Here is a 23,201-nt window from a genome sequence, read left to right as displayed (position 1 = left end):
TCGCTCCATGACTGACCCCTTCGCCAAGCTGACACAGGTCGGCCCCGGCAGTCCGACCGGGGAGTTCTTCCGCCAGTTCTGGCTGCCGATAGCCCGGTCCTCCGAGTTCGAGGCCGATGGTGCCCCGATCCGCCTGATGGCACTGGGCGAGCGCCTCGTCGGCTTCCGCGACAGCGGCGGCCGCATGGGCATCTTCGACCACCGCTGTCCGCACCGCTGCGCCTCCCTGTTCTACGGCCGCAACGAGAACGGTGGTCTGCGCTGTTCCTACCACGGCTGGATGTTCGACGTGGAGGGCCGCGTCACCGACATCCCGAGCAGTGCGAACGGACGCGTGCCCACCCGCGTACGCGCCAAGGCCTACTCGGTGCGGGAACGCAACGGCGTCGTCTGGATCTACATGGGGTCGCGCGAGACCCCGCCGCCGCTGCCCGCGATCGGCGTGGTCGCCGACGACGAGGAGCTGGAGATCCAGATGTGGCTGCGCGAATGCAACTGGCTCCAGGGCATGGAGGGGGACATCGACGCGGCCCATCTCGCCTTCCTCCACCACGGCGGCCACGACCCCGAGGACGTCGGCGAGCACTTCGTCCTCAAGTGGGTCACCAGTGGCAGGGCCGTGGAGACCAAGGTCGTCAACACCGTCGGGGGCACCATGGAGGCCCACCGCAGGCCGGCGAGCTTCGCCCCCGACTACTGGCACTACACCCAGCAGCTGCTGCCGTCCTGGACCATCCCCGGCCAGAACCCCTTCGAGGTCGAGGAGCCCGTCGTGCGGTTCTGGCTGCCGATGGACGACACCCACTCCATGATCTTCCAGCTCAGCCGGCCTCGGGCGCTGGTGGACGGCAGGTCGGCGTTCCACTCCACCGTCGGGGAGCTGCCGGGTGTCAAGGTCCGCATGGCGGACCTGCTCCAGCCCAACAACGACCAGGACTGGTACGGCCGGTGGCGGCTCACCCCGTCCGAGGAGAACAACTACTACCTCGACCGGGACGCCCAGACGAAGGGCAACTACACCGGAGTGCAAGGTATCCAGATTCAGGACAAGATGATCACTGAAAGCATGGGCCCCGTCGTGGACCGAACCTACGAGCACCTGTCCGCCTCGGACCTGATGATCAGCCGGACGCGGCGGCGCCTCCTGAAGGCCGTCGACACGTACGCGACAACCGGGGACCTCCCGCCGACTCTGGACGACACCGACCTCACCCGCGGCCTCATGGCCGGCGGCGGTCATGTCCCCGAGGGCACCGACTGGCTGCAGTTCTACCGGGACGTGGCAGAGGCGGCCGGCGCCGATCCGAGGATCCTGGAGAGCGATCTCGTCGAGGCGACCGAGGGGGCACAGGCATGACCGCGAAGCAGTATCCCGTCCTTCCCTTCGCCGCCCGCGAGCTGCGCTGGCAGCGCACGCGTGACTTCATGCGGGACAAGGACCTCGACTGCCTGCTCGTCTTCGGGCTCAAGGGCCGTGAACGGTACGAGGGTTACCTCGCCAACGAGGTCCTCGACGGCGTGGTCGTCTTCTTCGCCGACCGCGACCCCGTCCACCTCACCTGGACCCACCACCGCTATACCCGCCGCCTGGCCGCGAACATGCGGGACGTGCGCTTCTGGATCGACGATGTGCGCGTCGGTCCGTTCGGCCGCGGGGTGGTCCAGGCACTCACCGAGGAGGGGCTGACGTCGAGTCGTATCGGCGTGGTCGGCATGACCGGGAGCTCGGCGGGGGAAATGGAGGGCCTGATCACCCACATGATGTGGGACTACGTCCTCAGCAACCTGCCCGAGGCCGAATTCGAGGACATGTCACTCGACTTCGCCCAGACGATGCTGCCCAAGACGCCGCAGGAACTGGAACTGGTCCGCTTCGCCGCCCAGACGGCCGAGGAAGCCTGCCAGACCATGCTGGAGATGATCCGGCCCGGCGTGCGCGAGGCCGAGATCTACGCGGCAGCCGTGGAGGTCCTCCACCGCAACTCGTGCACCACCACCTACCCCCACGTCATCATGAGTGTCGGCGCGGACGACCCGGGTTGGGCGCCGCCCTACTGGACCTACGCCGGCGGCCCCTCCCGGACGGTTCAGCCCGGCGACCTGGTCCAGGCCGAGATCATGTCGTGCTACGGCGGGTTCGAGACCCAGGTCCAGATGTCCGTCGCGGTCGAGCCGGTGCCGAAGGTGCTGCACACGCTCCACGACGTCGCCCGCGACTGCTACGACGCCGGCCTTCGAGCCCTGCGTCCGGGAGCCGCCTTCCTCGACGTCGCCCGGGCCATGAGCGAGCCCCTTCTGAAGGCCGGCCACTACAACATGACCCCCCTCATGCACAGTCTCGCTCCCGCGGCCTTCGCGGGGCACATCGCGCTGAACGCCGAGCAGATCCCCGGCCAGGACACCCGCCGTGTGTTCCGTACCGTCGAGCCGATCTCCGACCTGGAACTCGTCCCCGGCATGGCGTTCGCTTTCGAACCCAACGCCTGTACGGGACAGCACCGGGTCAACATCGGCGGCACCGTCGTCGTGGGCGAGAACGCACCGGATGAGCTCAACACCGTTCCCTGCCGCATGCACGTCGTGTCCTGACGGCACCGAGACCCGGTTCCGCCCGCGGTACTCGCCGATCTCACCCCCACCCTCTTCACCTTTCTGACGGCACCGGCCGCCCCGCACTCCAGGAGACACCGTGTCCGAGCAAAGCCATCCGATGACAGTGGGCGGCAAGGACGTCCACACCGTCGAAACCTTCGGGGTGCGCAACCCCGCCACCGGCCGGGTGTTCGCCCAGGCGCCCGACTGCTCACCGGCCCAGCTGGACGAGGCGGTGCAGGCAGCCGCCGACGCCTTCCCGCTGTGGCGCGATGACATAGGCGCTCGCCGCGGCGCGCTGCTGGCCGCGGCCGCACGTATCGAGGAGAGCGCCCAGGAGCTCGCCACCCTGCTCACCATGGAGCAGGGCAAGCCTTTGGCCGACGCCCACTTCGAGGTCATGGTGACCGCGATGACCCTGCGGGGCACGGCCGCCCTCGACCTGCCGCGGGAGGTGATCCGGGACGACGACGAGGAGCGGATCGAGGTGTTGCACCAGCCCATGGGCGTGGTCGCGGCGATCACCCCGTGGAATGTCCCGCTGATCCAGGCCGCGATGAAGTTCGCGCCGGCTCTGCTGGCGGGCAACACGGTGGTACTGAAACCGTCTCCTTTCACTCCGCTGTCCTCGCTCGCACTCGGTGTCGTGCTGCGTGACGCGCTGCCGCCTGGCGTGCTGAACGTCGTCAGCGGTCAGGACCCGCTGGGTGCACAGCTCGCCGCACACCCCACAGTTCGCAAGGTGTCGTTCACGGGCTCGGTCGCCGCCGGAAAGCACGTGGCGGCGTCGGCTGCGCCCGACCTCAAGCGCATCACCCTGGAACTGGGCGGCAACGACGCCGGCATCCTCCTCGACGACTTCGACCTCGACGTCCACGCCGACAAGTTGTTCTGGGGCGCCTTCGTCAACTGCGGCCAGATCTGCGCGGCGCTGAAACGTCTCTACGTACCGCGCGCCCGGTACACCGAGGTGGTCGACGCCCTGGCGGACCGGGCGCGGTCGGTCGAGGTGGGTGACGGCATGCTCCCCGGTGTCCGGATGGGACCGCTCGCCACCGCGCCGCAGTTCGCCAGGGTCCAGGAGCTGGTGTCGGACGCGCTGGCAGGCGGTGCCATCGCGGCCGCCGGAGGCCGGCGCCTGGACGGTGACGGCTACTTCTTCGCGCCGACCATCCTGAGGGATCTCGAGGACGGCGTGCGCGTCGTCGACGAGGAACAGTTCGGGCCCGTTCTGCCGGTGATCCCGTACGACGACATCGACGACGCGGTGGCCCGGGCCAACCGTACGCACTTCGGGCTCGACGGCTCGGCGTGGAGCGCGGACCCGGAGCGTGCCGCGGCGGTGGCGGCCCGGCTGGAATGCGGGACCTCCTGGGTCAACACACACGCCATGCCGGCGCCGGGCGTGCCGTTCAGCGGGCACAAGTGGAGTGGCCTCGGGGTGGCCGGTGGACTGGCCGGCCTGCTGTCCTACACCGAGACCAAGGTGCTGCACGTCGTCCGCGGCAGCTGAGCCGAGTTTCACCAGGGGGACGCGTCAAAGAAGGGTGCTCATGCGGGACCCCGAAGACGTGTTCCCCACCCGGGCCTTACGCACCGTGGCGTGAGCAGGGCGAAGCCCTCGACCTTGGAGGTCGAGGGCCAGCCCCCGTGCGGAGAACCCGGGCCGGTGTCGACTTCCCCCGAACCCCGGCAACACGCGCATGCTCGGCGATGCACCGTCCTCCCGACGACCTCAGGTTCATACCCCGGGCTCTGGTCCCTCTCTTCCGTTTCCCATCTGGAGGCCGGCATGCCGTCCGACACCGTCACACCACCTGTTGGCCGCAGTCTGGTCCCACTCGGACTACTCCTCCTTGCCACACAGAGCTACCAGCTCGTCGCGTTCCCCAACGTCCTCGATTCCCTGCGGACCGAGCCCGGGTGGCACCTGTCACCGAGCACTGCGGGTCTGATCGGGAGCACGGCCTTTCTGGGCGTACTGGCAGGGATGCACGCCGCAATGCCGCTGGCCCGGCGCCTCGGGCTCCGGCGGACGACGCTCGCCGCACTGCTGTGGCTCACGCTCTGGTCGGGGGTCTCCGCTCTCGCAACCGCCCCTTGGCAGCTGGGATTTCTCAGGATGCTCGCCGGAATCGGCACCGGCCTCGCCTTTCCACTGACACTGAGTCTCGTCAAGGAATCCGCCACCAGGATCGGGGCCGCTCGCCAAGACGCCGCCCCCGAAGGCAGGCGCACCCGCGCGGCCGCGGCCACCCGAGCCAGGCGTGCACTCCTCATCGCGCCCCTGGGAATACCCATCGCGGGGTTCGTCACCCAGAACACGGCGGGCGCGCTGCCGACCGAGAACGCCTGGCGCCTGCTCACCGCCTTCGGAGCGGGCCTGGGAATCATCGCTCTTGCCCTGTGCCTGTGGCTCCTGCCACGCGGCGCCGACATGTCCGTGCCGGCCCCTGGCCACGACGGACTCCGCAGGCCGAGCCGGCCGGTCATCGTGTGGACGGCCGTCGTCGTCATCGGAGCGAACCTGATCGCCTGGTCAGGCCTCGGCGGTCTCGACTCCGTCGACCTGCGCTTCAACGCCGCGCTGAGCGCGGGCGCGGTCGTGGCGATCTTCGTCGTGACCACCATGGCGATCCATCGGAGCGAGATGTCCACGTCCCGCTCGGGGACCGCCCGGGCCGCCATGGCTTTCATCCTGCTCTATCCGCCCACCGCGGTACTGACCCTGGCCGTGGTGCTGAGCCTCCTCGCAGGCCAGCCCCTCTCCTTCGTCATGCCGCTGATCGGTGTGTGGATCGCCGACGGCTACTGCCGGTCGCTGACACTCGGTGTGGCACCGCGTGTGCTCGATGCCTTTCCCCACCCCGCCCTTCAGGAGCACGCCGGCACCGTCGCGGACGTCGGGCACATCACCCAGCTGCCACCGCCGTTCACCCCGGGCCCGCAGTGTGACGGCGAGTTCACGACACCACCCCGCTCGAACCTGTCGTAGGAGACGCGGCTGTCCCGCAGTGCCGCGCGACCGCGGCACTGCGGGACAAGGGGAAACAGGAGCGGCGAAACACATCGGTCAGGGCTGTCCGGTAGGCGGGACGGCTCTGTCCCGCGCGGCAGCCGCATACTGGGCGAGTGACACCTGACGCCACACACACGGAAGTCGCCGCACAGGACGGTGGCGACGGCAGTATCAAGATCATCGGGCGGGCCGTCGCGGTGCTCCGCGCCCTCGCCGGCGAGCGAGAGGGGCTCAGCCTCTCCCAGCTCGCCGAACGCACCGGGCTCCCGCGCTCGACGATTCATCGGCTGGTCTCCGCCCTGGAGGTCGAGGGCGTACTGGTTGCCGCCTCTGCCACTGGTCGCGTCCGCATCGGTCCCGAGCTGGTGCGATGGGCCGAGGCCGGCCGCCCGGAAATCCGCTCCCTGCTCAGGCCGGCGATGGAGCACCTTGCCCAGACGCTCAAGGAAACCGTTGACCTCGCGGTCCTGGAATCCGGCCGGTTGAGGATCACCGACTCGATCGAGGGCCGGCACACCTTGCGCGCCGTGTCTGTGGTGGGAAGCAGCTTGCCGCTGCACTGCACGGCCAACGGGAAAGCAGTCCTCTCGAAGTTGAGCGATGCGGAGGTCGCGCGCCTGCTTCCGGCGCGCCTGGCCCGGCTCACCCCCGCCACCACCACGCGCCGGGCGGCCCTCCTGGACGAGCTCAGGGAGGTCCGACGGACAGGCGTGGCCTTCGATCTGGAGGAGAGCACTCCCGGCGTGTGCGCCGTCGCCATTGCCGCCCAGGACGCCTACGGCACACTGGCGGCGCTCTCCGTCCCGGTCCCCGCCATTCGCTTTCACGGCCGCGAGCAGGACATCGTCGCCTCACTCAACGCGGCACGGCAGCAGGTCTCGACGGTGCCGCCGGTCGACACGCTGCCCGAATCCGGCGCACACGACGCACACGACGCACCACCTGCCTCGTGACTGCGAACAGACGGCCCCTGGGCATCTGCTCAGCAGCCAGGTCGAGCCGAACGGCCGCTTCATCCGCGTCTGTTCCCGGATGAAGCGGCCGTCTTGACGATCGGCAAGCGGCACCATGGTGGGATCACCGCAGGCAAGTCGCCGACGGAGCAAGCACCTTAGGCAACGGACCCGACAGTCGCCGGCACTCGTCCGCGCACGTCGGTGACAGCAATCAACGCGCCCTCGACTGGCCCTCGTCGTCCGTCCCGCTGGTCCCGGCCAGCAGCACGTCGTACGCCAGCGGCTCCTCGCCCACCTCCAAGGTGGCGGCCCGCGGTTGGTGGTCGTCGGCCGCCGCAGTCAGGACGTACGAGCCGGAGCCCGGCGTCGGCATCGAGTACCTGCCGTCGGACTGCGTGACGGTCCGGCCAAGCTGACGTCCGGTCAGGGAGATCAGTGTCAGCGTGGCGCCGGCGACGCCCGTGCCCTCCCGGCCGCGCACCTGGCCCTCGATGGACGGCCCGTCCGACGCGGGAACCGGGTCGACGCTCCCCGTGGAGGCGTATGTGGCCTGCGGCTCGGCCTCCGCCGACTTCCGCAGGGCACCGGCGCCGACCAGGACCGGCTGCCGCTCCGACGGCGGCTCGGCGGTCGGGGCCTGCGTGTTCCCGCTCTCGCGCTGGTCCTGTGCGCGAAGGCGCTCGCCCTCGACGTCCACGTTGGGCAGGGCGCGGTCCAGCCACTTGGGCAGCCACCAGGCGCTCTTCCCGAGCAGTGCGAGGACGGCCGGGACGATGGCCATGCGGACGATGAACGCGTCGAAGAAGACCGCGGAGGCCAGCCCGAGGCCCATCATCTTGATCATGGACTCGCTGGAGCTGATGAAGCCGGCGAAGACGGCCATCATGATGATCGCGGCGGCGGTGACCACGCGTGCGCTGTGCCTGAAGCCGGTCACCACCGACTGCTTGGGCTCCTCGCCGTGGACGTAGGCCTCACGCATCCGGGTCACGAGGAACACCTCGTAGTCCATCGCCAGGCCGAAGATCACGCCGATCATGAAGATCGGCACCAACGACATGATCGGACCGGTTTCCTCGACGCCGAGCAGACCTGCCAGCCAGCCCCACTGGAAGACCGCGACCACGGCGCCCAGCGCCGCCAGCACCGACAGCAGGAAGCCTAGGGCCGCCTTCAGAGGTACGAGGATCGAGCGGAAGACCACCATCAGGAGCAGGAAGGCGAGGCCGACCACCAACGCCAGGTAGGGGATCAGCGCGTTGGTCAGTTTCTGCGAGAAGTCGATGTTCATCGCCGTCGTGCCGGTGACCAGAACCCGGGCGTCCGTGTCCGCCTTGATGCCGTCGGCCTTGTCACGGATGGCGTGCACCAGGTCCTCGGTCTGCGTCGAGGAAGGCTTGGAGTCCGGGATGACGGTGATCGTCGCCGTGTCACCGGCCTTGTTGAACGACGCCGGAGTGACCGTCGCGACGTCCTTCAGGCCCTTGATCTCGTCGGTCACCGTGGTGGCGGCCGCCTTCGGGTCGCTGCTCTCCTTGGTGTCGACAACGACCATCAGCGGGCCGTTGAAGCCGGGGCCGAAGCCTTCCGAGAGCAGGTCGTAGGCCTTTCGCTGCGTCGTGGACTCCGGCTTCGTGCTGTCGTCGCCCAGGCCGAGTTGCAGCTGGGTCACCGGGACGGCCATCACCCCCAGGGCGACCACGCCCAGCACCAGGACGGCGGCGGGCCGTCGGACGACGAAGCTTCCCCAGCGGGTGCCCATGTTGGGCTTGCCCTCGGTGTTCTCGCGCGCCTTCCTGCCGCCGAACCGCTTGCTCTTGCTGCCTGCAGGCTGGATCTTCCGGCCCACGTAGCCGATCATCGCGGGGACCATCGTGAGGGCGATCAGCACAGCGAGCACGACCGTGCCCGCCGCCGCCATACCCATCTTGGTCAGCACCGGGACGTCGACGACCGAGAGGCCGACGAGGGCGATCACGACCGTCAGCCCGGCGAAGACCACTGCCGAGCCCGCCGTGCCGGTGGCCCGTCCGACCGCGTCCTCGCGTTCGCGGCCCTCGGCAAGTTCACCTCGGTAACGGGAGAGGATGAACAAGGCGTAGTCGATACCGACGGCAAGGCCGATCATCATGGCCAGGATGGAGGTGGTGTCGCCGAGGTCGAGCGCGTTGGCGAGGGCCGTGATGCCCGCGACTCCGATACCCACCCCGATGAGAGCGGTCAACAGCGGCAGCCCGGCCGCGACGAGCGAGCCCAGGGTGACGACGAGGACCACCGCGGCGACGGCGACACCGATGACCTCTCCGATACCGGTCTCGGGCGACTCGTCGAGCACGTCACCGCCGATCTCCACGGTGACCCCGGAGTGCCGGGACTCCTCCACCGTCTTCTCAAGGAAGTCCTTGGTGGAGTCCTTCAGTTCCTTGGCCGGGGCGGTGTACTTCACCTGCGCGTAGGCGATCGTCCCGTCCTTGCTCACCGCGTTGTGCTGCGTGAACGGGTCGGTGACGGATTCGACCTCGGGACCCGTGCCGAGGTCCTTCACGGTCTGCTCGACGAGGTCCTTGTTGTCGGCGTCCGTCATCTTCTCGCCCGCGGGAGCCTTGAAGACGACGTTGGCGCTCCCTCCGTCGGCGCTGGAGCCGGGCGAACGCTGCGCCAGCAGGTCATAGGCCTTCTGGGACTCGATGCCGGGGATGGCGTAGGACGATGAGCCTGCGGCCGGCGCGTTGAAGGCGGCGACGCAGGCGGCGGCCAGCAGCGCGGCCCAGAACAGGGCGATGTAGTGCCGTCGCCGGAAGGCGAATCGGCCGAGTTTGTACAGGAAGGTAGCCACGGGACGTTCTCCCGGTCAGTCGTGGATGGTTCAGGGCAGAGGGCAGGCCCGACGACGGTGGGGACCCTTCTGTGCCCTGGAGGCAAGAGGGGAGGTTGTGCCAGGTACGGCTGGAGAGCGGCTACTGCTGGGGACGGGAAGACGGGGAGCGCCCGACGCCGAGGGCGGGGAACAGGACGGCGTCGGCATACTCAGCCAGGAACGCCCGCGTCGGCGGGCGGTCGTCGAGCAGGGTGCGGGCGAAGTAGGCGCCGATGAGCATGTGCGGCGCATAGGCCAACGCAGGGTTGTCCGCACGGATCTCGCCTCTGTCGACGGCGAGCTGCAACACCCGGTTGAATTCGGCCCGTTCCGGTTCGATGAGCAGTTCCCGGAACGCCCGGCCGAGGTCAGGGTTGTGGTGTACCTCCATGACCAGGCCGCGCATCAGCGCGGAGTTCCGTTCCATGGCCGAGTCGTCCTCGATGGACAGCGCAGCCAGGAAGTCCCCCCGCAGCGACCCGGTGTCGACGCCTCTGACGCCGGCGGGCTTGTTGTGACGCATCGCCTTGACGATCAGCTGGGCCTTGCCGCCCCACTGGCGGTAGAGCGTCGCCTTGCTGCATCGGATGCGTGCTGCCACGGCGTCCATGGTCAGGGGGCCATAGCCGACCTCACGCAGCAGATCGAGCACGGCCGCGTACAGCTCGGCCTCGCGCTCGGGTGTGATCCGACCTCGACGCGACGTTGCAGCCTCGACCATCACACTCCCATCTGAACGAAACGGTTTCGTACGGATGCCGCACAGCCATGACCATACGCCAACCAGGATGAAAACGAAACCGTTTCGTACGCTACATTGCGCGTCCTAGGGCTCCAGCGGGACGATGCCGCACACCTGCACATGACCCGTCACACCTGGACCGAACGGATCACGGACGCTAACACCTACACCTATGTGCCCGATGTGAGAGCGACAGCTCCGAGGCAAACACCCACGGCACACCAGCAGGCGTCCAGCTGTGCTGTACTTCTCGTCCCGGGAAGCAGCCAGTCGTAACCGACACGTTTCCCGAGCCCCCTCCTCAGGACCGCGCGGGGCAGATGGTGGAGCGCCTGGAAGGCGAGCCGGTCGCGATCACGCTTGCCGTAGTGGCAGAGAAGACGCGGTTCGACGGAGAAATGCCCGTTCCCGTGAAAGTCGATATATGTACAGCAATCCTGACGAAGTGAAACTGGACCTGATCGTGGCTGCCCGCTGGGACGGTGCCGAGGGTGTGGTCGTCCTCGAACTGGACGATCCGTCCGGCGCCGACTTGCCGGAGTGGGCACCTGGTGCACATGTGGACGTCGAACTGGCCGATGGCATGACTCGTCAGTACTCCCTGTGCGGCATCCCCTCGGACCGGTCGTCCTGGCGGATCGCCGTACTCCGGGAGCCGACAGGCCGTGGCGGATCTCGACATGTGCACGAGGCGCTCACCGAAGGCGTCGAGGTCCGTCTCCGTGGGCCGCGCAATCACTTCCCGCTCGTGCCGTCACCGCGGTACGTGTTCATCGCCGGAGGAATCGGGATCACCCCGATCGTGCCGATGCTCCGTGCAGCTGACGCAGCCGGCGCGGACTGGAAGCTGCACTACGGCGGACGCAGCCGGGAGTCCATGGCCTTCCTGGAGACGCTCAAGGACACCAGCGGGCACAGGCTGACACCGTATCCGCAGGACGAAGTCGGCCTCATCGACCTGCATCGGATCCTCGGAACCCCTCAACCGGACACGCTCGTGTACAGCTGTGGCCCCGAACCGCTGCTCAGGGCGGTCGAACAGCACTGTGCCGACTGGCCCGAGGGAACACTGCACCTGGAGCGGTTCAGCTCGCGGGATGCCGGCGAGCCCGCGCTCACCCAGACATTCGAAGTGGAGCTGGCCACGACCGGAGTGACCCTCACCGTGCCTCCGGAGAAGTCCGTTCTGGAAGTGGTCGAAGAGGCCGGGATCCCCGCCCTCGCCTCTTGCCGGGAAGGGATATGCGGCACCTGCGAGACACGTGTTCTCGCGGGGGAAGTGGACCATCGTGACTCGCTGATGACTCCGGCCGAGCAGGCGACCAACGACACCATGTTCATCTGCGTGTCCCGGGCCGCCTGTCCCAGGCTGCTGCTCGACCTCTGACGACAGCGAGAAACCTCGCTGCACACCCATGGGTCGCGCCCAGCCCGTCTGCGCGATCAAGGATGCAGGGCCATGAAGCGCCGGACGCTTGACGAGGTAGTAACTGCGAGCTTAACTTGTCCCAGTAAACAGACCGGCGTCCCGCATTACAGGACATCGAAGTCAGTGAAGTACGAAGGATCCCGGACAGGACCAGATGAGCACGCTAGACGCAGCGCTGTTTCGGGCAACCGCGATCGCGCCCGAAACGGCCGAGTTCAACGATCGGCTTCGCGAGCTGGTGAAGAGCACGCCCGCCAACGAGGCGAGCGGCCGCCTTCCGGTGCCCCCCACAGAGCCTTCGAAGCGCGCCCGCACTCTGGACATCGCGGGAAAGGGCGGCCATGAACTGACTCTGCGAGTCATAGCTCCGGACCGGCCCCAGGGCGTCTACCTTCACTTCCATGGTGGTGGTTTCGTCAGCGGCAGCGCGGAGCAGTCAGACCGAGCGTTCGAGCGGATCGCCCAGAACACTGGCCTCGCATGCATCGACGTGAACTACCGACTGGCGCCCGCGCACCCCTACCCTGCCGCATGGGACGACGCGGAAGCCGCCGCGATATGGGTGATCGAGAATGCCCGAACCGCATTCGGAACGGACGCGCTCGCGATCGGCGGCGTATCCGCGGGAGCAACACTCGCAGCCGCCGTTCTCGTCCAGTTGCGCGAGAGGCTGGGATGTACAGTCTTTCAGGCGGCGAATCTGGTTTTCGGTGATTTCGACCTCTCCATGCCCCCGAGCCAGACCCTGCTCGGCGCCGACGCGGTACCGGTGACTACGGACAACATTCGGGCGTGCACCGACGCGGTAGCGCCTCGGACCGGGCTACGCAGAGACCCCGATCTGTCACCCATGTTCGCGGATCTGCGGGACCTTCCACCTGCGCTGTTCACCGTCGGCACCCTGGACCCGTTCCTGGACGACACGTTGTTCATGCACAGTCGCTGGGTCGCCGCGGGAAATCAGGCCGAGTTGGCCGTCTATCCCGGCGGCACGCACGGCTTCACGGCGTTTCCCATCCCTCTCGCCGATCAGGCGAACGACCGGATCGATGCTTTTCTGCAAGGGGTTGGTCGTGGATCGGCCTCCTCGGGTGCTGAGGCATCGCGTTCCCCAGTCACCGACGACAGCTGAATCGTCGCGCACGTCGCGCTACTTGCGAATCGAGAAGTTCCTGGGTCGGCGTGAAGACGTTGCGTCAGGCCCGAACAGCGCACGGTGGGCGTCCTGCTCGGGCTCAGACCCATGACAGCGCAGGATGTGCAGTTCGCTGCCATGGAGCGATATCGGCCTTCTCCGGTGCGTGGTCGTAGGCGAAGTCTCCCCCACCAGAGCCGCACCGCTCCGCGTCCTGATCGACGACCCGCTCGTCCGGACGATCGCAGGACAGGCGTCAGCGATGCTGACATATGCCCACCCCCAGCCCGGTCGTAGCCGCCTGGACAGCCTGAGTCGCAGGGCCGGTGAGTCCCACACGGCCTGGCGGACCGCCTGCTGCTCGGCCTCATCGAGATCCTGATGCCCGCTGACCAGGCGCCCACACAGCCGTGGCCGCCGTGACGGTTACGCCGGCGTAGCCGCATCGGAGCCCCGGACGACGTCCGGAGTCCCGATTCCTGGCACACCCTGGACGCGGCCGTGATGTGCCTGATCAGCCGCGATGGCCGTGGCCGTTGTGTCTGGGGCACCCGCGCCCGGTCCGTGAAACGGCACCCAGCCGCGCGCGACCTCCTGGACCACGTCCTGGGCCACAACCCTGCTCGTGATGGTGCGCACGGGTCCGCGCTCTCCCCGGCATCAGCGCCGCACGCCGCGCACTTACCTCGGTCAACAGTTGACGTCCCGCTCGACATCCACCTATTGTCCTGTAAAACAAGACTCTGATCCTGAAAAAGGAGACACGCCATGGCGATTACTGGTCTCGGTCACACCGGTTTCTGGGTTCACGACCTCGACGCGATGCGCGACTTCTACACGCGGGTCCTCGGCCTGACCGTGACCGACGAGGACGAGGAGCTGGGCATCGTCTTCCTCTCCTCCCGCCCTGAGGAGGAACACCACGAGTTCGTCCTGCAGCGCGGGCGGACCGCCCACGACGGCGCCAAGCTCACGCATCAGGTGTCGTGGCGGGTGGACTCCCTTGAGACGGTCATCGAGTTCCACCACCGGTTCCGCGCCGAGGGCATCGAGGTGCAGCAGGAAGTCACCCACGGCAACGCGATCGGCATCTACTTCTTCGACCCTGAGGGCAACCGCAACGAGGTGTATCTGCGGGTGGAGCGCGACGTGCGACAGCCGTTCCGCAAGAGCCTCGACCTCGACCAGGAGCCCGCCGACGTCATGGCCGACGTGGAGCGGCTGCTGACCGAGGGCGGTCCCGCCTACCAGCCGGTCCAGTAGCCCACCGCGCCCTCGCATGCCGCCGACCGATGGAGTCCCACCCATGAACAACCCCCAGTCACCGCATCCGGAACCGCGGCGAAGAATCGCTGCGGCGACCCCGGTGCAAGCCGACGTACTCGTGGTCGGCGCAGGTCCGACGGGGCTCACGGCCGCCCATTTGCTCGGCTCGCTCGGCGTACGCGTCCTGCTCGTCGAGCGCAATCCGACAACGAGCGACGACGCCAAGGCGATCAGTCTGGACGACGAGTCGCTGCGCACGCTGCAGTCGGCCGGCATCGACGGGGCGGTCTACCCGATCATCGTGCCCGGCACGGGGACGAAGTACTTCGACGTCGGTGGCCGACCGCTCGTGCACGCCCGCGGCCTCGGCGACCAGCGGTTCGGGCACCCGTTCAAGAACCCCTTCGCCCAACCCGACCTGGAGCGCGTGCTGGTCGAGGAGTTGGGCCACCGCCCCGACGTCGAAACCCGGTTCCGCACAAGGCTGTTCTCGCTGGAACAGCAGCCCGACCGGGTACGGGTCGGAGTCGGTCCGAGCGAGGGCACGGGACCGGTCGAGCACTTCGACGTCTCGTACGTCCTCGGATGCGACGGCGGACGCAGCACCGTCCGGGAACTGCTGTCCATCCCCATGCAGGGGCGCAGCTTTCCCGACGTGTGGCTGGTCGCCGACACCGTGGGAGATCCCCACGACCAGCGCTACGGCATGCACATGGGAGACCCCACCCGCCCGTCGGTCATCGTGCCGGGCCGCGACGGCCGGTGCCGCTACGAGTTCCTGCTGCACCCCGGGGAGGGCGTGGCCGGCGATCCCCCGCCGTTCGAACTGGTACGCGATCTGTTGCGGCCGTACCGCGAGATCACCCCGGACCAGGTCGAACGCGCGGTGTCGTACACGTTCAACGCCCTGCTGGCCGACCGTCTGCGCGACGGACGCTGCTTCCTTCTGGGCGACGCCGCGCACATGATGCCGCCCTTCGCGGGCCAGGGACTCAACTCCGGCGTGCGAGACGCGGCGAACCTCTGCTGGAAGCTCGCCGACGTCCTGGCCGGACGGTCGGGAGACGCCCTGCTCGACACCTATGACACCGAACGCCGCCCACATGCCCAGGCGGTCATCGACCTCTCGGTCCGGCTCGGCCGCATCGTCATGACGACCAGCCGCGGCCGGGCGCGGCTGCGCGACCTGATGGTGCGCACCGCCATGCACACCCCGCAGGGGCGCCGGTACCTCACCGAGATGCGCTACCGGCCGAACACCCGCGTTCGTTCGGGCGCCGTCGTCCCCTTCGACGGCAGATACGGGTCACTGGTGGGGACCTTTCTTCCGCAGCCGCGTGTCCTGCACGGTCCGCACCTCCAGGTGACCCGGCTCGACGACGTGCTCGGCCGTGGCTGGAGCCTGCTGGGCGTGGGCGTCACCGACGCCGACTGGAACACCGCCGCGCACACCGGCCTGCCCGCGGGCAAGCGGGTGTCCGTCGTCCTCGACGACCGCTATCCCCGCGACCGCCCGGGGCGCACCGCCGTAGCCGATGCCGACGGCCGGCTCCAGGCCCTGTTCGGCGGGCTCACGGGACACTTCCTGCTGGTGCGCCCTGACCGGCTGATCGCGGCCGTGTTCCCGGGCGACCAGGCAGAGCGTGTCTCGCACAGCCTGCGTCGCTTCGCGCCCGCCGCAGGGCCCGACGTGTCCCCTGCCGCGCCGGACGGCCCGGCGGAGATCAGTCACGAGGTCGTCCGACCACGGCCCGCACCGACCGCGCACCCCGTCACCGAAAGCGCGTCCCACACCCAAGGAGGGCCCCGATGAGGCTCAGCACCGTCCGACTGCACGACGAGCGCGGCACAGCGGCCGCCCGCCAGGAAGGGGACGAGCTCGTTCTCCTGCCCTACTCCGACGTCGGCGAACTGCTGTCGAGCGGCGACGACTGGCCTGAACGCGCGACCGCCGTGGGCGGCGACCGCGTCTCTCTGTCGACCGCTTCCCTCGCCCCCGTCGTCCCGCACCCGAACAAGATCGTCTGTCTGGGCCTCAACTACGCCACCCACATCAAGGAGATGGGCCGCGCGACCCCAGCCCATCCGACACTCTTCGCCAAGTACGACGGCTCCCTCGTCGGACCCCACGACGACGTGCACATCCCTCCGGTGAGCGACGACCTGGACTGGGAGGCCGAGCTCGGTGTGGTGATCGGACACCGCGCACGTCACGTGTCGCCGGACCAGGCGCTCTCGCATGTCGCGGGCTACACCGTCGTCAACGACGTCACCGTCCGGGACTGGCAGCATCGCACCCGTGAGTTCCTGTCCGGCAAGACCTTCGAGGCCACCACCCCTGTGGGACCCTCGCTCGTCACACCGGACGAACTGCCGCGCGGTGCGTCCGGGCTGACGATCAGCTGCCTCGTGGACGGCACCACGATGCAGAAGTCCAACACGGCGGACCTGCTCTTCGATGTCGCCACGATCATCGCGTACGTCAGCACCATCATCACGCTGCTGCCGGGCGACCTGATCGCCACGGGTACCCCGGGAGGCGTGGGCGCCGGCCGCGACCCCAAGGTCTTCCTCCGGCCGGGGCAGGAACTCGTCACGGTGGTCGAGGGGATCGGCGAACTGCGCAATACAGTGGTCAAGGACCGCTTGTGACGCCTGGTGCCCAAGACACCCCACCACCCGTTACGATGTCTCGCATGTCAGGAACAGCGTCCACCAGCTATCGCGAGCGTAACTCCACGGCCGACCGAGCCCTGGACATCCTGCTCATGTTCACCGACACCCACCTCGTCGTCTCCGGCACCGCAGTGGCCGAGCGACTCGGCGTGGCTCGCTCAACCGCGTACCGGTACCTCCAGAGCCTCGTGAACAGCCGCTTCCTGGAAGAGGCGCCGGGTGGAGGCTTCCGGCTGGGCCTGCGCGTCATGGAGATCGCACGGCTGGCACGCCGCAGCTACGGCCTGTCGGAAGTCGCCCTCCCGGCGATGACGACACTCGCCGAGGATGTGCGGGAGACGGTCCTGCTCACCAGGCGGACCGGAGAGCTCGTCGTGTGCGTCGACCGGGCAGAGGCCGGGACGGGCGCCGTGCGCATCTCCTACGAGAGGGGCAGCACGCTCCCCCTCAACGCGGGTGCGGCGGCACTCGTCCTGCTGGCCTGGATCCCCGACGAAGACGCCCGACGGCTTCTTGAATCCGCGGACCTGCGCCGTTTCACTCCCGCCACGCTCACGGACGTCGACACGCTCATGCAGCGACTGGCCCACATCCGGCGCGCCGGCTACTCGGTCACTCGTGGCGAGCTCGACGCCGACGTGATGGGTGTCGCCGCTCCCGTCCGCGACGAGAAGCAGCAGGTGGTGGCGGCGGTGAGCATCGCGGCCCTGGCCTCTCGTGTGTTCCCCGAGGCGGAGGCGGAGCTGGCCCGGAAGGTTCAGGAGACGGCACGGGAGATCAGCGAGCGGCTGACCGCCGTCGGGGGCTGACACCTGGGCGGTGCCGGACGAGGTGTGCACACTACGGCGGTTCGGGCCGGAGAGAAGGAACGAACCGACCGGGGACCCGCCAGGCTCGGGGAAGCGGCACACTCCTCCCGAGCCTGGCGGCGTCCTGCCTTCACTGAACGATGTGTCCCGCCCATGGTTGATACCGGGGCCGCCGACTGCGGTCCCGGTACTTCGGCTGTCTCCGGGCCGAGGCGTCGACCTCGGCCACAGCTTCGACGCCTCCCCGTATGAGTCGCATTTGAAGACGAACTAGGCGATACCGCTCTATACGGCAAGTTGCTCGTTCACCCAGTGCCCAGCACCGCCACACAATGCCGGCACCAGGACCGGTGACGCCGCCGCGGAAGTCGTCATGCCGACACGCAGATCCGGCACCACCACCTTGGACATATCGCTTGACATTCCCGAGTCTTGTCCTGTTAATCAAGGTGTGAGTCCTATTTAACGGGACGGCAATGTCCTCGTGACTCCGGGCCGACGGGCGGCGCAGACGGCGCGCCTTCCTACGTCACCTACGCAGAACGGAACACCATGACCCTCCTCGATGCTGTCGACTGGCAAGGGCGGATCTTCTCGGGCGGATGGGTCAAGGGCTCGGGTGAGCCGTACGACTCCACCGAGCCGGCGACCGGAAAGACGCTGGGCCGCGTCGGCGCAGCCGCTCCCACCGACCTGGACCGGGCTGTGACGCACGCGGAGCAGGCCCAGCGCGCGTGGGCGGCGCTCCCGTACATCGAGCGGGCGCAGGTGCTGCGGCGCGCCGGAGCCCTGTTCGCGAAGCACCAGGCGGAGGTCGCGGAGTGGATCGTGCGCGAGTCGGGCGCCCCGCGGCTGTTCGCGGACACCCAGGCGAGCGACGGTGGGGCCGAGGAGTGCTACGAGGCCGCCGCACTCGCCGCGGCGCCCTTCGGTGAAGTGCTCCGGTCGGCCCAGGACCGTCTGTCGTTCTCGCGGCGGCGCCCGGTGGGCGTGGTCGGTGTCATCTCGCCGTTCAACGCGCCGATGCTGCTGGCCATGCGTGCGGTGGCCCCGGCGCTGGCCCTGGGCAACGCGGTCGTCCTCAAGCCCGATCCGCGCACCGCGGTCTGCGGCGGTGTCACCATCGCGCGGGTCTTCGAGGAAGCAGGGCTTCCCGAGGGCGTCCTGCACGTCCTGCCCGGTGGCGCAGCCGTCGGCGCGGCGCTGGTGGACCACCCGCGCGTGCCCGTCATCGCCTTCACCGGGTCCACCCGCGCGGGGAAGGCCATCGCGACGGCAGCCGCGCAGCGGCTCAAGCGGGTCCACCTGGAGCTGGGCGGCAACTCGGCGCTGATCGTCCTGGACGACGCCGACCTGGACAAGGCGGTGTCCGCGGGCGCTTTCGGCTCCTTCTTCAACGCGGGGCAGGTCTGCATGGCCACCAGCCGTCATCTCGTGCACGCCTCGATCGCCGAGGAGTACACGGCCCGCCTCGCCGAGCGCGCCGACGCGACACCCGTGGGCGATCCGATGACCGGCACGGTCCTGATGGGCCCCATGATCGACGAGGGGCAGCTGCGGGCCACCCAGGCGGTGGTCTCCGACAGTGTCACCGCGGGAGCGCGGCTCGCCGCCGGTGGTACCCATGAGGGCCTGTTCCACCGGCCCACCGTCCTGGCCGACGTCCCGGTCACCGCCCCCGCCTACGCGGAGGAGATCTTCGGTCCTGTCGCACCCGTGGTGGCCTTCCGGGATCTAGACGAGGCCGCCCGGCTGGCCTCCGACAGCGCGTACGGGCTCTCGCTGGGCATCCTGACGCGCGATGTGGCCAAGGGCCTGGCGCTGGCCGACCGCATCCCGACGGGCCTTGTGCACATCAACGACCAGACCGTGAACGACGAGCCGACCATCCCGTTCGGCGGCGTCGGCGACTCGGGCAACGGCTCCCGCCACGGAGGCGCCGCCGCCAACCTTGAGGCATTCACCGAGCAGCAGTGGGTGACCGTCCGCCAGGAGATCCCCCAGTACCCGTTCTGACCACGGCCTCCCCGGCAGGACGGCCCGGCCGGCACGACCCCGCTCCCGCAGACCGACTCTCCCACCCGCACTTGGAGCACTCCGATGACCTCAGTCACCTCCGGCCCGGGTCTGGTCCCACCCGACCCGATGACGATCGCGCCGCGTGCCGCGATCCGGCCGTCGGTACCACGGCTGGCGCAGGACGCCGCCGGCTGGGCGCACCACAACAAGTTCCTCGACGGCCCCTTCACCCCCTGGACGGAGGAGACCGAGGCCTACGACCTGGAGGTGGACGGGGAGCTCCCGGCCGACCTGGCGGGGGCCCTGTTCCGGGTCTCGTCCAACCCCCGTTTCCAGCCTCGTGATCCCGGCCGCTATCACTGGTGGGAGGGCGACGGCATGGTGTGCGGCATCTACCTGCGCGAGGGCCGGGCCGCGTTCCGCACCCGCTGGGTGATGACCGATTCGATGAAGTTCGAGGTCGAGCAGGGCAAGGCCGTCTACAGCGGATTCGCCAACGGCGGCATCCCCGGTCCGCTCCCCCAGGGCGCTCCACCCGCGAAGAACGTGGCGAACACCAACGTCGGCGTCTTCGGTGACCACCTGCTCGTCTACTACGAGGGCGGTCTGCCGTACGCGATGCACCCCGAGACGCTGGAGACGTACGGCACCCACGATTTCCACGGCGGCATCGACGTGCTGTGCACCGCCCACTACAAGATCGACCCCGACAACGGAGACATGCTCTTCTTCGCCGCGACCGGGCCCGTCATCACCTGGTACCGGGCCGACGTGAAGACCGGGCACGTCGTGGAAAGCCACAGCCTCGACATCAAAGTCCCCGTGCTGATGCACGACTTCGCCGTCAGCGACAACTACGCGATCTTCTTCGTCACCCCGGCCCAGTTCCGGCTGGACCACATCATGCAGGGAAAGCCTGGAGTCGTCTGGGACGAGGCATCGCTCCCGCACGGGGTGCAGATCGTGCTCATGGACCGCCGCACTCATGCCGTCACCTGGCACGAGGTGGGCGGCCACTGGGCCAACACCCACTTCTACAACGCCTACGAGCGCGACGGGCAGGTCATCGTCGACGGGCACCGCATCACCCGTCTGGGCACTCCGGCCGACCGGCTCGACACCCCCGTCACCTCGCACTCCTGGTTCCCGCCCGCCCTGCCCCACCGCTGGCGCGTCGACCTGGCGACCGGAAGGGCGACGGAGGAGACGACCAGCGGTGTCGCCGGTGAGTTCCCGCGGATCAACGACGCGTACACCGGCCGCGAGCACCGCTACGGCTACTTCGTCACCACGCGAGCGCTGGCCGAGGACACCATGAGCGACGGCCTGGCCAAGCACGACTACCTGCGCGACGCCACGACCGTGATCGAGGGCCCCGAGGCGCTGACCAGCCCCGGTGAACCCGTCTTCGTGGCCCGCGAGAACGCCACCTCCGAGGACGACGGTTACCTGCTGACCCTGTGGTGGAACCGCCTCACCGGGCTGTCCGAGCTGCTCGTCCACGACTCCGCCGACCTGCGCCGTACTCCTCTCGCGAGGGTCAAGCTCCCGAGCCGCGTCCCCTTCGGCTTCCACGGGAACTGGGCCGACCACGCGACCTTGGACCGGGCCGTCTCGGCTTCGCGCGGTGACGCGGGCTGAGGCTTTCGAATGTGGCGCGGGGGGTGTCGTTGGACCATCGGCGGGCGGGCATTGCGAGAGTGGGCGCCCCGCATCCGCTTGGAAGGGGCGCCGACCCGTCATTGTCCGGAGGTCGCGCCTGGTGCCGGGTGGTACTCGGGTACCACTCCGGCGCCAAAGATTCCCCCGTGGTCCCAGGGTTCGGCCCTGCCGCACTCGTAGCTTCGAACGCAGACACCGAGAGGTGTCCGCGGCCGAGTTCGAGACAGGAAGGGCCGACCCCATGATCGAGGTACGTCAGCTGACGGAGCGGTACGGCGACAAGGCGGTACTTCGCCAGCGGCGCAGGCCAGGCCGTCCACGTCCCGCACCGCTCCTCAGGCGCGTGATCCGGCGACGAGGACGTTGAAGGCCATGAGTCCGCACCGTTCGCCGGCCGCCGCGGCCGGCACCGGGGGGACGGCAGCCGTCCCGCCGTCCCTCGGGTTCGACGCCGCCTGGGCGCATCCGCTGCTCGGCCGGCTGCTGCGCGACCAGGGGCGCCGACAGCGACTGGACCGCCGACATCCGTGGCTGCTCGACACCACGGTGGTTCTGGCCGTCGCTCTGATCAGCCTGCCGGTTCTGCTCCGGGGCGACGGCAACGCCCCTCTCGGGGACACCACCACTCGTGAACAACTCACCTCCGGCATCCTGTTCGGCTGCCTCGCCGCTCTCGTCGTTCCGCTGTGGTGGCGCCGCAAGGCCCCGGCCCTCACCTACTTCGTGATCGCGGCAGTCTCCCTTGCCCAGTGGACGATGGGTGTCTGGTTGCCGGCGAGCGCCGGCGCACTCATCGCCCTGTACACCCTGGCCCGGAACGGTTCGCTGCGGATGCTGGGCTGGGCAGCCGCTCTGACCGTCGTCGAGGCGATCCTGGTCGTCTTCGTCCTGGCTCCGACCGAGCATCCCTTCGTCGGCAGCTTCCTCATGCTGGGCACGGTCACGGCGTCCATCGCCGTCGGCCTGACACTTCGCGTCCAACGGATGTATCTGGCAGCGCTGGAGGACCGCGCGAGACGGCTGGAGGTCGAGCAGGACCAACGTGTGCAACTCACCGCGGCCGCCGAGCGCTCCCGTGTCGCCGGTGAGATGCACGACATCGTCGGCCACAACCTCTCCGTCATGGTCAGCCTCGCCGACGGCGCCGCGATCCTGGCCGCCAACCGCGGCGAGCGGTCCACCGACGCGCTGCGCATCCTCGCCGACACCGGCCGCCAGGCCATGAGCGAGCTGCGACGGGTGCTGGGCGTCCTGCGCGAGGCACAGGACGAGGAAAGGGCACTCAGCCCCCAGCCCGGCATCCGCGATCTGGACCCCCTGATGGCCCGGGTACGCGCAGCGGGCCTGCCCGTGGCCTACCGGACGGTGGGCGGTCTCGACTCGCTGGGCGACGGCGTACAGCTCACCGTGTACCGCATTGTGCAGGAGTCGCTGACCAACGCGCTCAAGCACGCGGGGACCAGCGCGGCCGCAGAGGTCGACATCACCGCGGAGGCGGGAGAGGTACGGATCCGAGTCGTCGACACCGGCATACCCCCCGGGGCTCCCCCACCACCGAAGGCGGCCGCACATGAACACGCGTCAGGCCATGGCCTGGTCGGCATCCGCCAGCGAGCCGCCATGTACGGGGGCACCGTGATCATCGGCCCGCGCGACACAGGGTACGGCTGGGTCGTGGACGTCGTGCTGGAGGCGGCGCCCGCACCGGAAGCATCGGGAGAACTCCTGCGACAACCACCGTGCTGATGGCCAGCGACCAGCCGCCGCGACGCCTCCTGCACAGTGCCCAAGAGTCGATGCAGAGTCGCACATGCGGGCCGGAGACCGACTCACTTGTCCACCGAGCTTGCCGGGGGCTTCACGGGGCGCCCTCTACGGGATCTGGTGCGCGCGCGGCGAACTCGTCATGTCCGGCGTCCGCTATGAGGGCACGGACGAGACGGAGGCTTGACTCCAGCCGCCCGTGCCGAGGGTTGGGCAGCAGGCCTGTTCCGGTTTCTGACGTACCGTCAAGTGGCGTCCCTGGCCGGTCGCTCCGC

At 68.9% G+C, this 23,201-nt stretch carries 16 protein-coding genes; 14 read left to right on the top strand and 2 right to left on the bottom strand.

Annotated features, from left to right (window positions below):
• Positions 1-7: 7 nt before the first annotated feature.
• From AQI94_RS30540 to AQI94_RS30520, 5 genes are all read left to right on the top strand, one after another.
• A complete protein-coding gene (locus AQI94_RS30540; RefSeq protein ID WP_051831865.1) occupies positions 8-1,357 on the top strand; it encodes a Rieske 2Fe-2S domain-containing protein in 1,350 nt (449 codons plus the stop codon).
• The gene (locus AQI94_RS30535; protein ID WP_031036134.1) at positions 1,354-2,589 is read left to right on the top strand and encodes a M24 family metallopeptidase; all 1,236 of its coding nucleotides are present in this window, start codon (positions 1,354-1,356) and stop codon (positions 2,587-2,589) included. Before AQI94_RS30540 ends, AQI94_RS30535 begins: the two co-directional genes overlap by 4 nt.
• A gap of 121 nt (positions 2,590-2,710) precedes the next feature.
• The gene (locus AQI94_RS30530) at positions 2,711-4,105 is read left to right on the top strand and encodes an aldehyde dehydrogenase family protein (RefSeq protein ID WP_037940883.1); all 1,395 of its coding nucleotides are present in this window, start codon (positions 2,711-2,713) and stop codon (positions 4,103-4,105) included.
• 279 nt (positions 4,106-4,384) lie between these two features.
• Complete coding sequence (locus AQI94_RS30525) at positions 4,385-5,587, top strand: MFS transporter (protein WP_078902548.1); 1,203 nt, start codon at positions 4,385-4,387, stop codon at positions 5,585-5,587.
• Positions 5,588-5,724: 137 nt separating this feature from the next.
• The gene (locus AQI94_RS30520; RefSeq protein WP_051831866.1) at positions 5,725-6,564 is read left to right on the top strand and encodes an IclR family transcriptional regulator; all 840 of its coding nucleotides are present in this window, start codon (positions 5,725-5,727) and stop codon (positions 6,562-6,564) included.
• Positions 6,565-6,778: 214 nt separating this feature from the next.
• Here the strand turns inward: AQI94_RS30520 and AQI94_RS30515 are convergent, their stop codons facing one another.
• Positions 6,779-9,403, bottom strand: a complete 2,625-nt coding sequence (locus AQI94_RS30515; protein ID WP_078902549.1) for an MMPL family transporter — start codon at positions 9,401-9,403, stop codon at positions 6,779-6,781.
• Positions 9,404-9,524: 121 nt separating this feature from the next.
• A complete protein-coding gene (locus AQI94_RS30510) occupies positions 9,525-10,145 on the bottom strand; it encodes a TetR/AcrR family transcriptional regulator (RefSeq protein ID WP_031036148.1) in 621 nt (206 codons plus the stop codon).
• 445 nt (positions 10,146-10,590) lie between these two features.
• Here AQI94_RS30510 and AQI94_RS30505 point away from each other — a divergent pair, with 445 nt between their 5' ends.
• The 9 genes from AQI94_RS30505 to AQI94_RS30465 all read left to right on the top strand — a co-directional run bounded on the left by AQI94_RS30505 (position 10,591) and on the right by AQI94_RS30465 (position 22,908).
• Complete coding sequence (locus AQI94_RS30505; RefSeq protein ID WP_031036151.1) at positions 10,591-11,553, top strand: PDR/VanB family oxidoreductase; 963 nt, start codon at positions 10,591-10,593, stop codon at positions 11,551-11,553.
• A 196-nt stretch (positions 11,554-11,749) separates the two neighbouring features.
• Positions 11,750-12,727 (top strand): alpha/beta hydrolase fold domain-containing protein, encoded by a 978-nt coding sequence (locus AQI94_RS30500; RefSeq protein ID WP_063760142.1) that lies wholly within the window; start codon positions 11,750-11,752, stop codon positions 12,725-12,727.
• A gap of 771 nt (positions 12,728-13,498) precedes the next feature.
• Positions 13,499-13,993 carry a VOC family protein gene (locus tag AQI94_RS30495; RefSeq protein WP_031036157.1) on the top strand — a complete coding sequence of 165 codons (495 nt, stop codon included), beginning with the start codon at positions 13,499-13,501 and terminating at the stop codon, positions 13,991-13,993.
• A 16-nt stretch (positions 13,994-14,009) separates the two neighbouring features.
• Complete coding sequence (locus AQI94_RS30490) at positions 14,010-15,809, top strand: bifunctional 3-(3-hydroxy-phenyl)propionate/3-hydroxycinnamic acid hydroxylase (protein WP_391269682.1); 1,800 nt, start codon at positions 14,010-14,012, stop codon at positions 15,807-15,809.
• Positions 15,806-16,648, top strand: coding sequence for a fumarylacetoacetate hydrolase family protein (locus tag AQI94_RS30485; protein ID WP_031036163.1), 843 nt, complete (start codon positions 15,806-15,808; stop codon positions 16,646-16,648). Before AQI94_RS30490 ends, AQI94_RS30485 begins: the two co-directional genes overlap by 4 nt.
• Positions 16,649-16,692: 44 nt before the next feature.
• Positions 16,693-17,481 carry an IclR family transcriptional regulator gene (locus tag AQI94_RS30480; RefSeq protein ID WP_031036166.1) on the top strand — a complete coding sequence of 263 codons (789 nt, stop codon included), beginning with the start codon at positions 16,693-16,695 and terminating at the stop codon, positions 17,479-17,481.
• Positions 17,482-18,033: 552 nt separating this feature from the next.
• Positions 18,034-19,497, top strand: coding sequence for an aldehyde dehydrogenase family protein (locus AQI94_RS30475; RefSeq protein ID WP_031036168.1), 1,464 nt, complete (start codon positions 18,034-18,036; stop codon positions 19,495-19,497).
• Between the two features lie 84 nt (positions 19,498-19,581).
• The gene (locus AQI94_RS30470; RefSeq protein WP_225890297.1) at positions 19,582-21,141 is read left to right on the top strand and encodes a carotenoid oxygenase family protein; all 1,560 of its coding nucleotides are present in this window, start codon (positions 19,582-19,584) and stop codon (positions 21,139-21,141) included.
• Between the two features lie 393 nt (positions 21,142-21,534).
• Positions 21,535-22,908: a sensor histidine kinase gene (locus tag AQI94_RS30465; RefSeq protein WP_031036174.1), complete on the top strand. Its 1,374-nt coding sequence runs from the start codon at positions 21,535-21,537 to the stop codon at positions 22,906-22,908.
• Positions 22,909-23,201 lie beyond the last annotated feature (293 nt).

Origin of the sequence: Streptomyces pseudovenezuelae, from assembly GCF_001513955.1 — a bacterium.
Taxonomy (GTDB): Bacteria; Actinomycetota; Actinomycetes; order Streptomycetales; family Streptomycetaceae; genus Streptomyces; species Streptomyces pseudovenezuelae.
Note: the sequence above shows the minus strand (reverse complement) of the source record. Positions and strands in the feature narration are given on the sequence as shown.

Excerpts from the sequence above, each read along its gene's own strand:
- AQI94_RS30470 (WP_225890297.1), top strand. The coding sequence starts at position 19,582 with ATGACCTCAGTCACCTCCGGCCCGGGTCTGGTCCCACCCGACCCGATG.
- AQI94_RS30485 (WP_031036163.1), top strand. The coding sequence starts at position 15,806 with ATGAGGCTCAGCACCGTCCGACTGCACGACGAGCGCGGCACAGCGGCC.
- AQI94_RS30525 (WP_078902548.1), top strand. The coding sequence starts at position 4,385 with ATGCCGTCCGACACCGTCACACCACCTGTTGGCCGCAGTCTGGTCCCA.
- AQI94_RS30465 (WP_031036174.1), top strand. The coding sequence starts at position 21,535 with ATGAGTCCGCACCGTTCGCCGGCCGCCGCGGCCGGCACCGGGGGGACG.
- AQI94_RS30490 (WP_391269682.1), top strand. The coding sequence starts at position 14,010 with ATGCCGCCGACCGATGGAGTCCCACCCATGAACAACCCCCAGTCACCG.
- AQI94_RS30535 (WP_031036134.1), top strand. The coding sequence starts at position 1,354 with ATGACCGCGAAGCAGTATCCCGTCCTTCCCTTCGCCGCCCGCGAGCTG.
- AQI94_RS30510 (WP_031036148.1), bottom strand. The coding sequence starts at position 10,145 with ATGGTCGAGGCTGCAACGTCGCGTCGAGGTCGGATCACACCCGAGCGC.
- AQI94_RS30540 (WP_051831865.1), top strand. The coding sequence starts at position 8 with ATGACTGACCCCTTCGCCAAGCTGACACAGGTCGGCCCCGGCAGTCCG.
- AQI94_RS30500 (WP_063760142.1), top strand. The coding sequence starts at position 11,750 with ATGAGCACGCTAGACGCAGCGCTGTTTCGGGCAACCGCGATCGCGCCC.
- AQI94_RS30495 (WP_031036157.1), top strand. The coding sequence starts at position 13,499 with ATGGCGATTACTGGTCTCGGTCACACCGGTTTCTGGGTTCACGACCTC.
- AQI94_RS30480 (WP_031036166.1), top strand. The coding sequence starts at position 16,693 with ATGTCAGGAACAGCGTCCACCAGCTATCGCGAGCGTAACTCCACGGCC.
- AQI94_RS30530 (WP_037940883.1), top strand. The coding sequence starts at position 2,711 with ATGACAGTGGGCGGCAAGGACGTCCACACCGTCGAAACCTTCGGGGTG.
- AQI94_RS30475 (WP_031036168.1), top strand. The coding sequence starts at position 18,034 with ATGACCCTCCTCGATGCTGTCGACTGGCAAGGGCGGATCTTCTCGGGC.
- AQI94_RS30505 (WP_031036151.1), top strand. The coding sequence starts at position 10,591 with ATGTACAGCAATCCTGACGAAGTGAAACTGGACCTGATCGTGGCTGCC.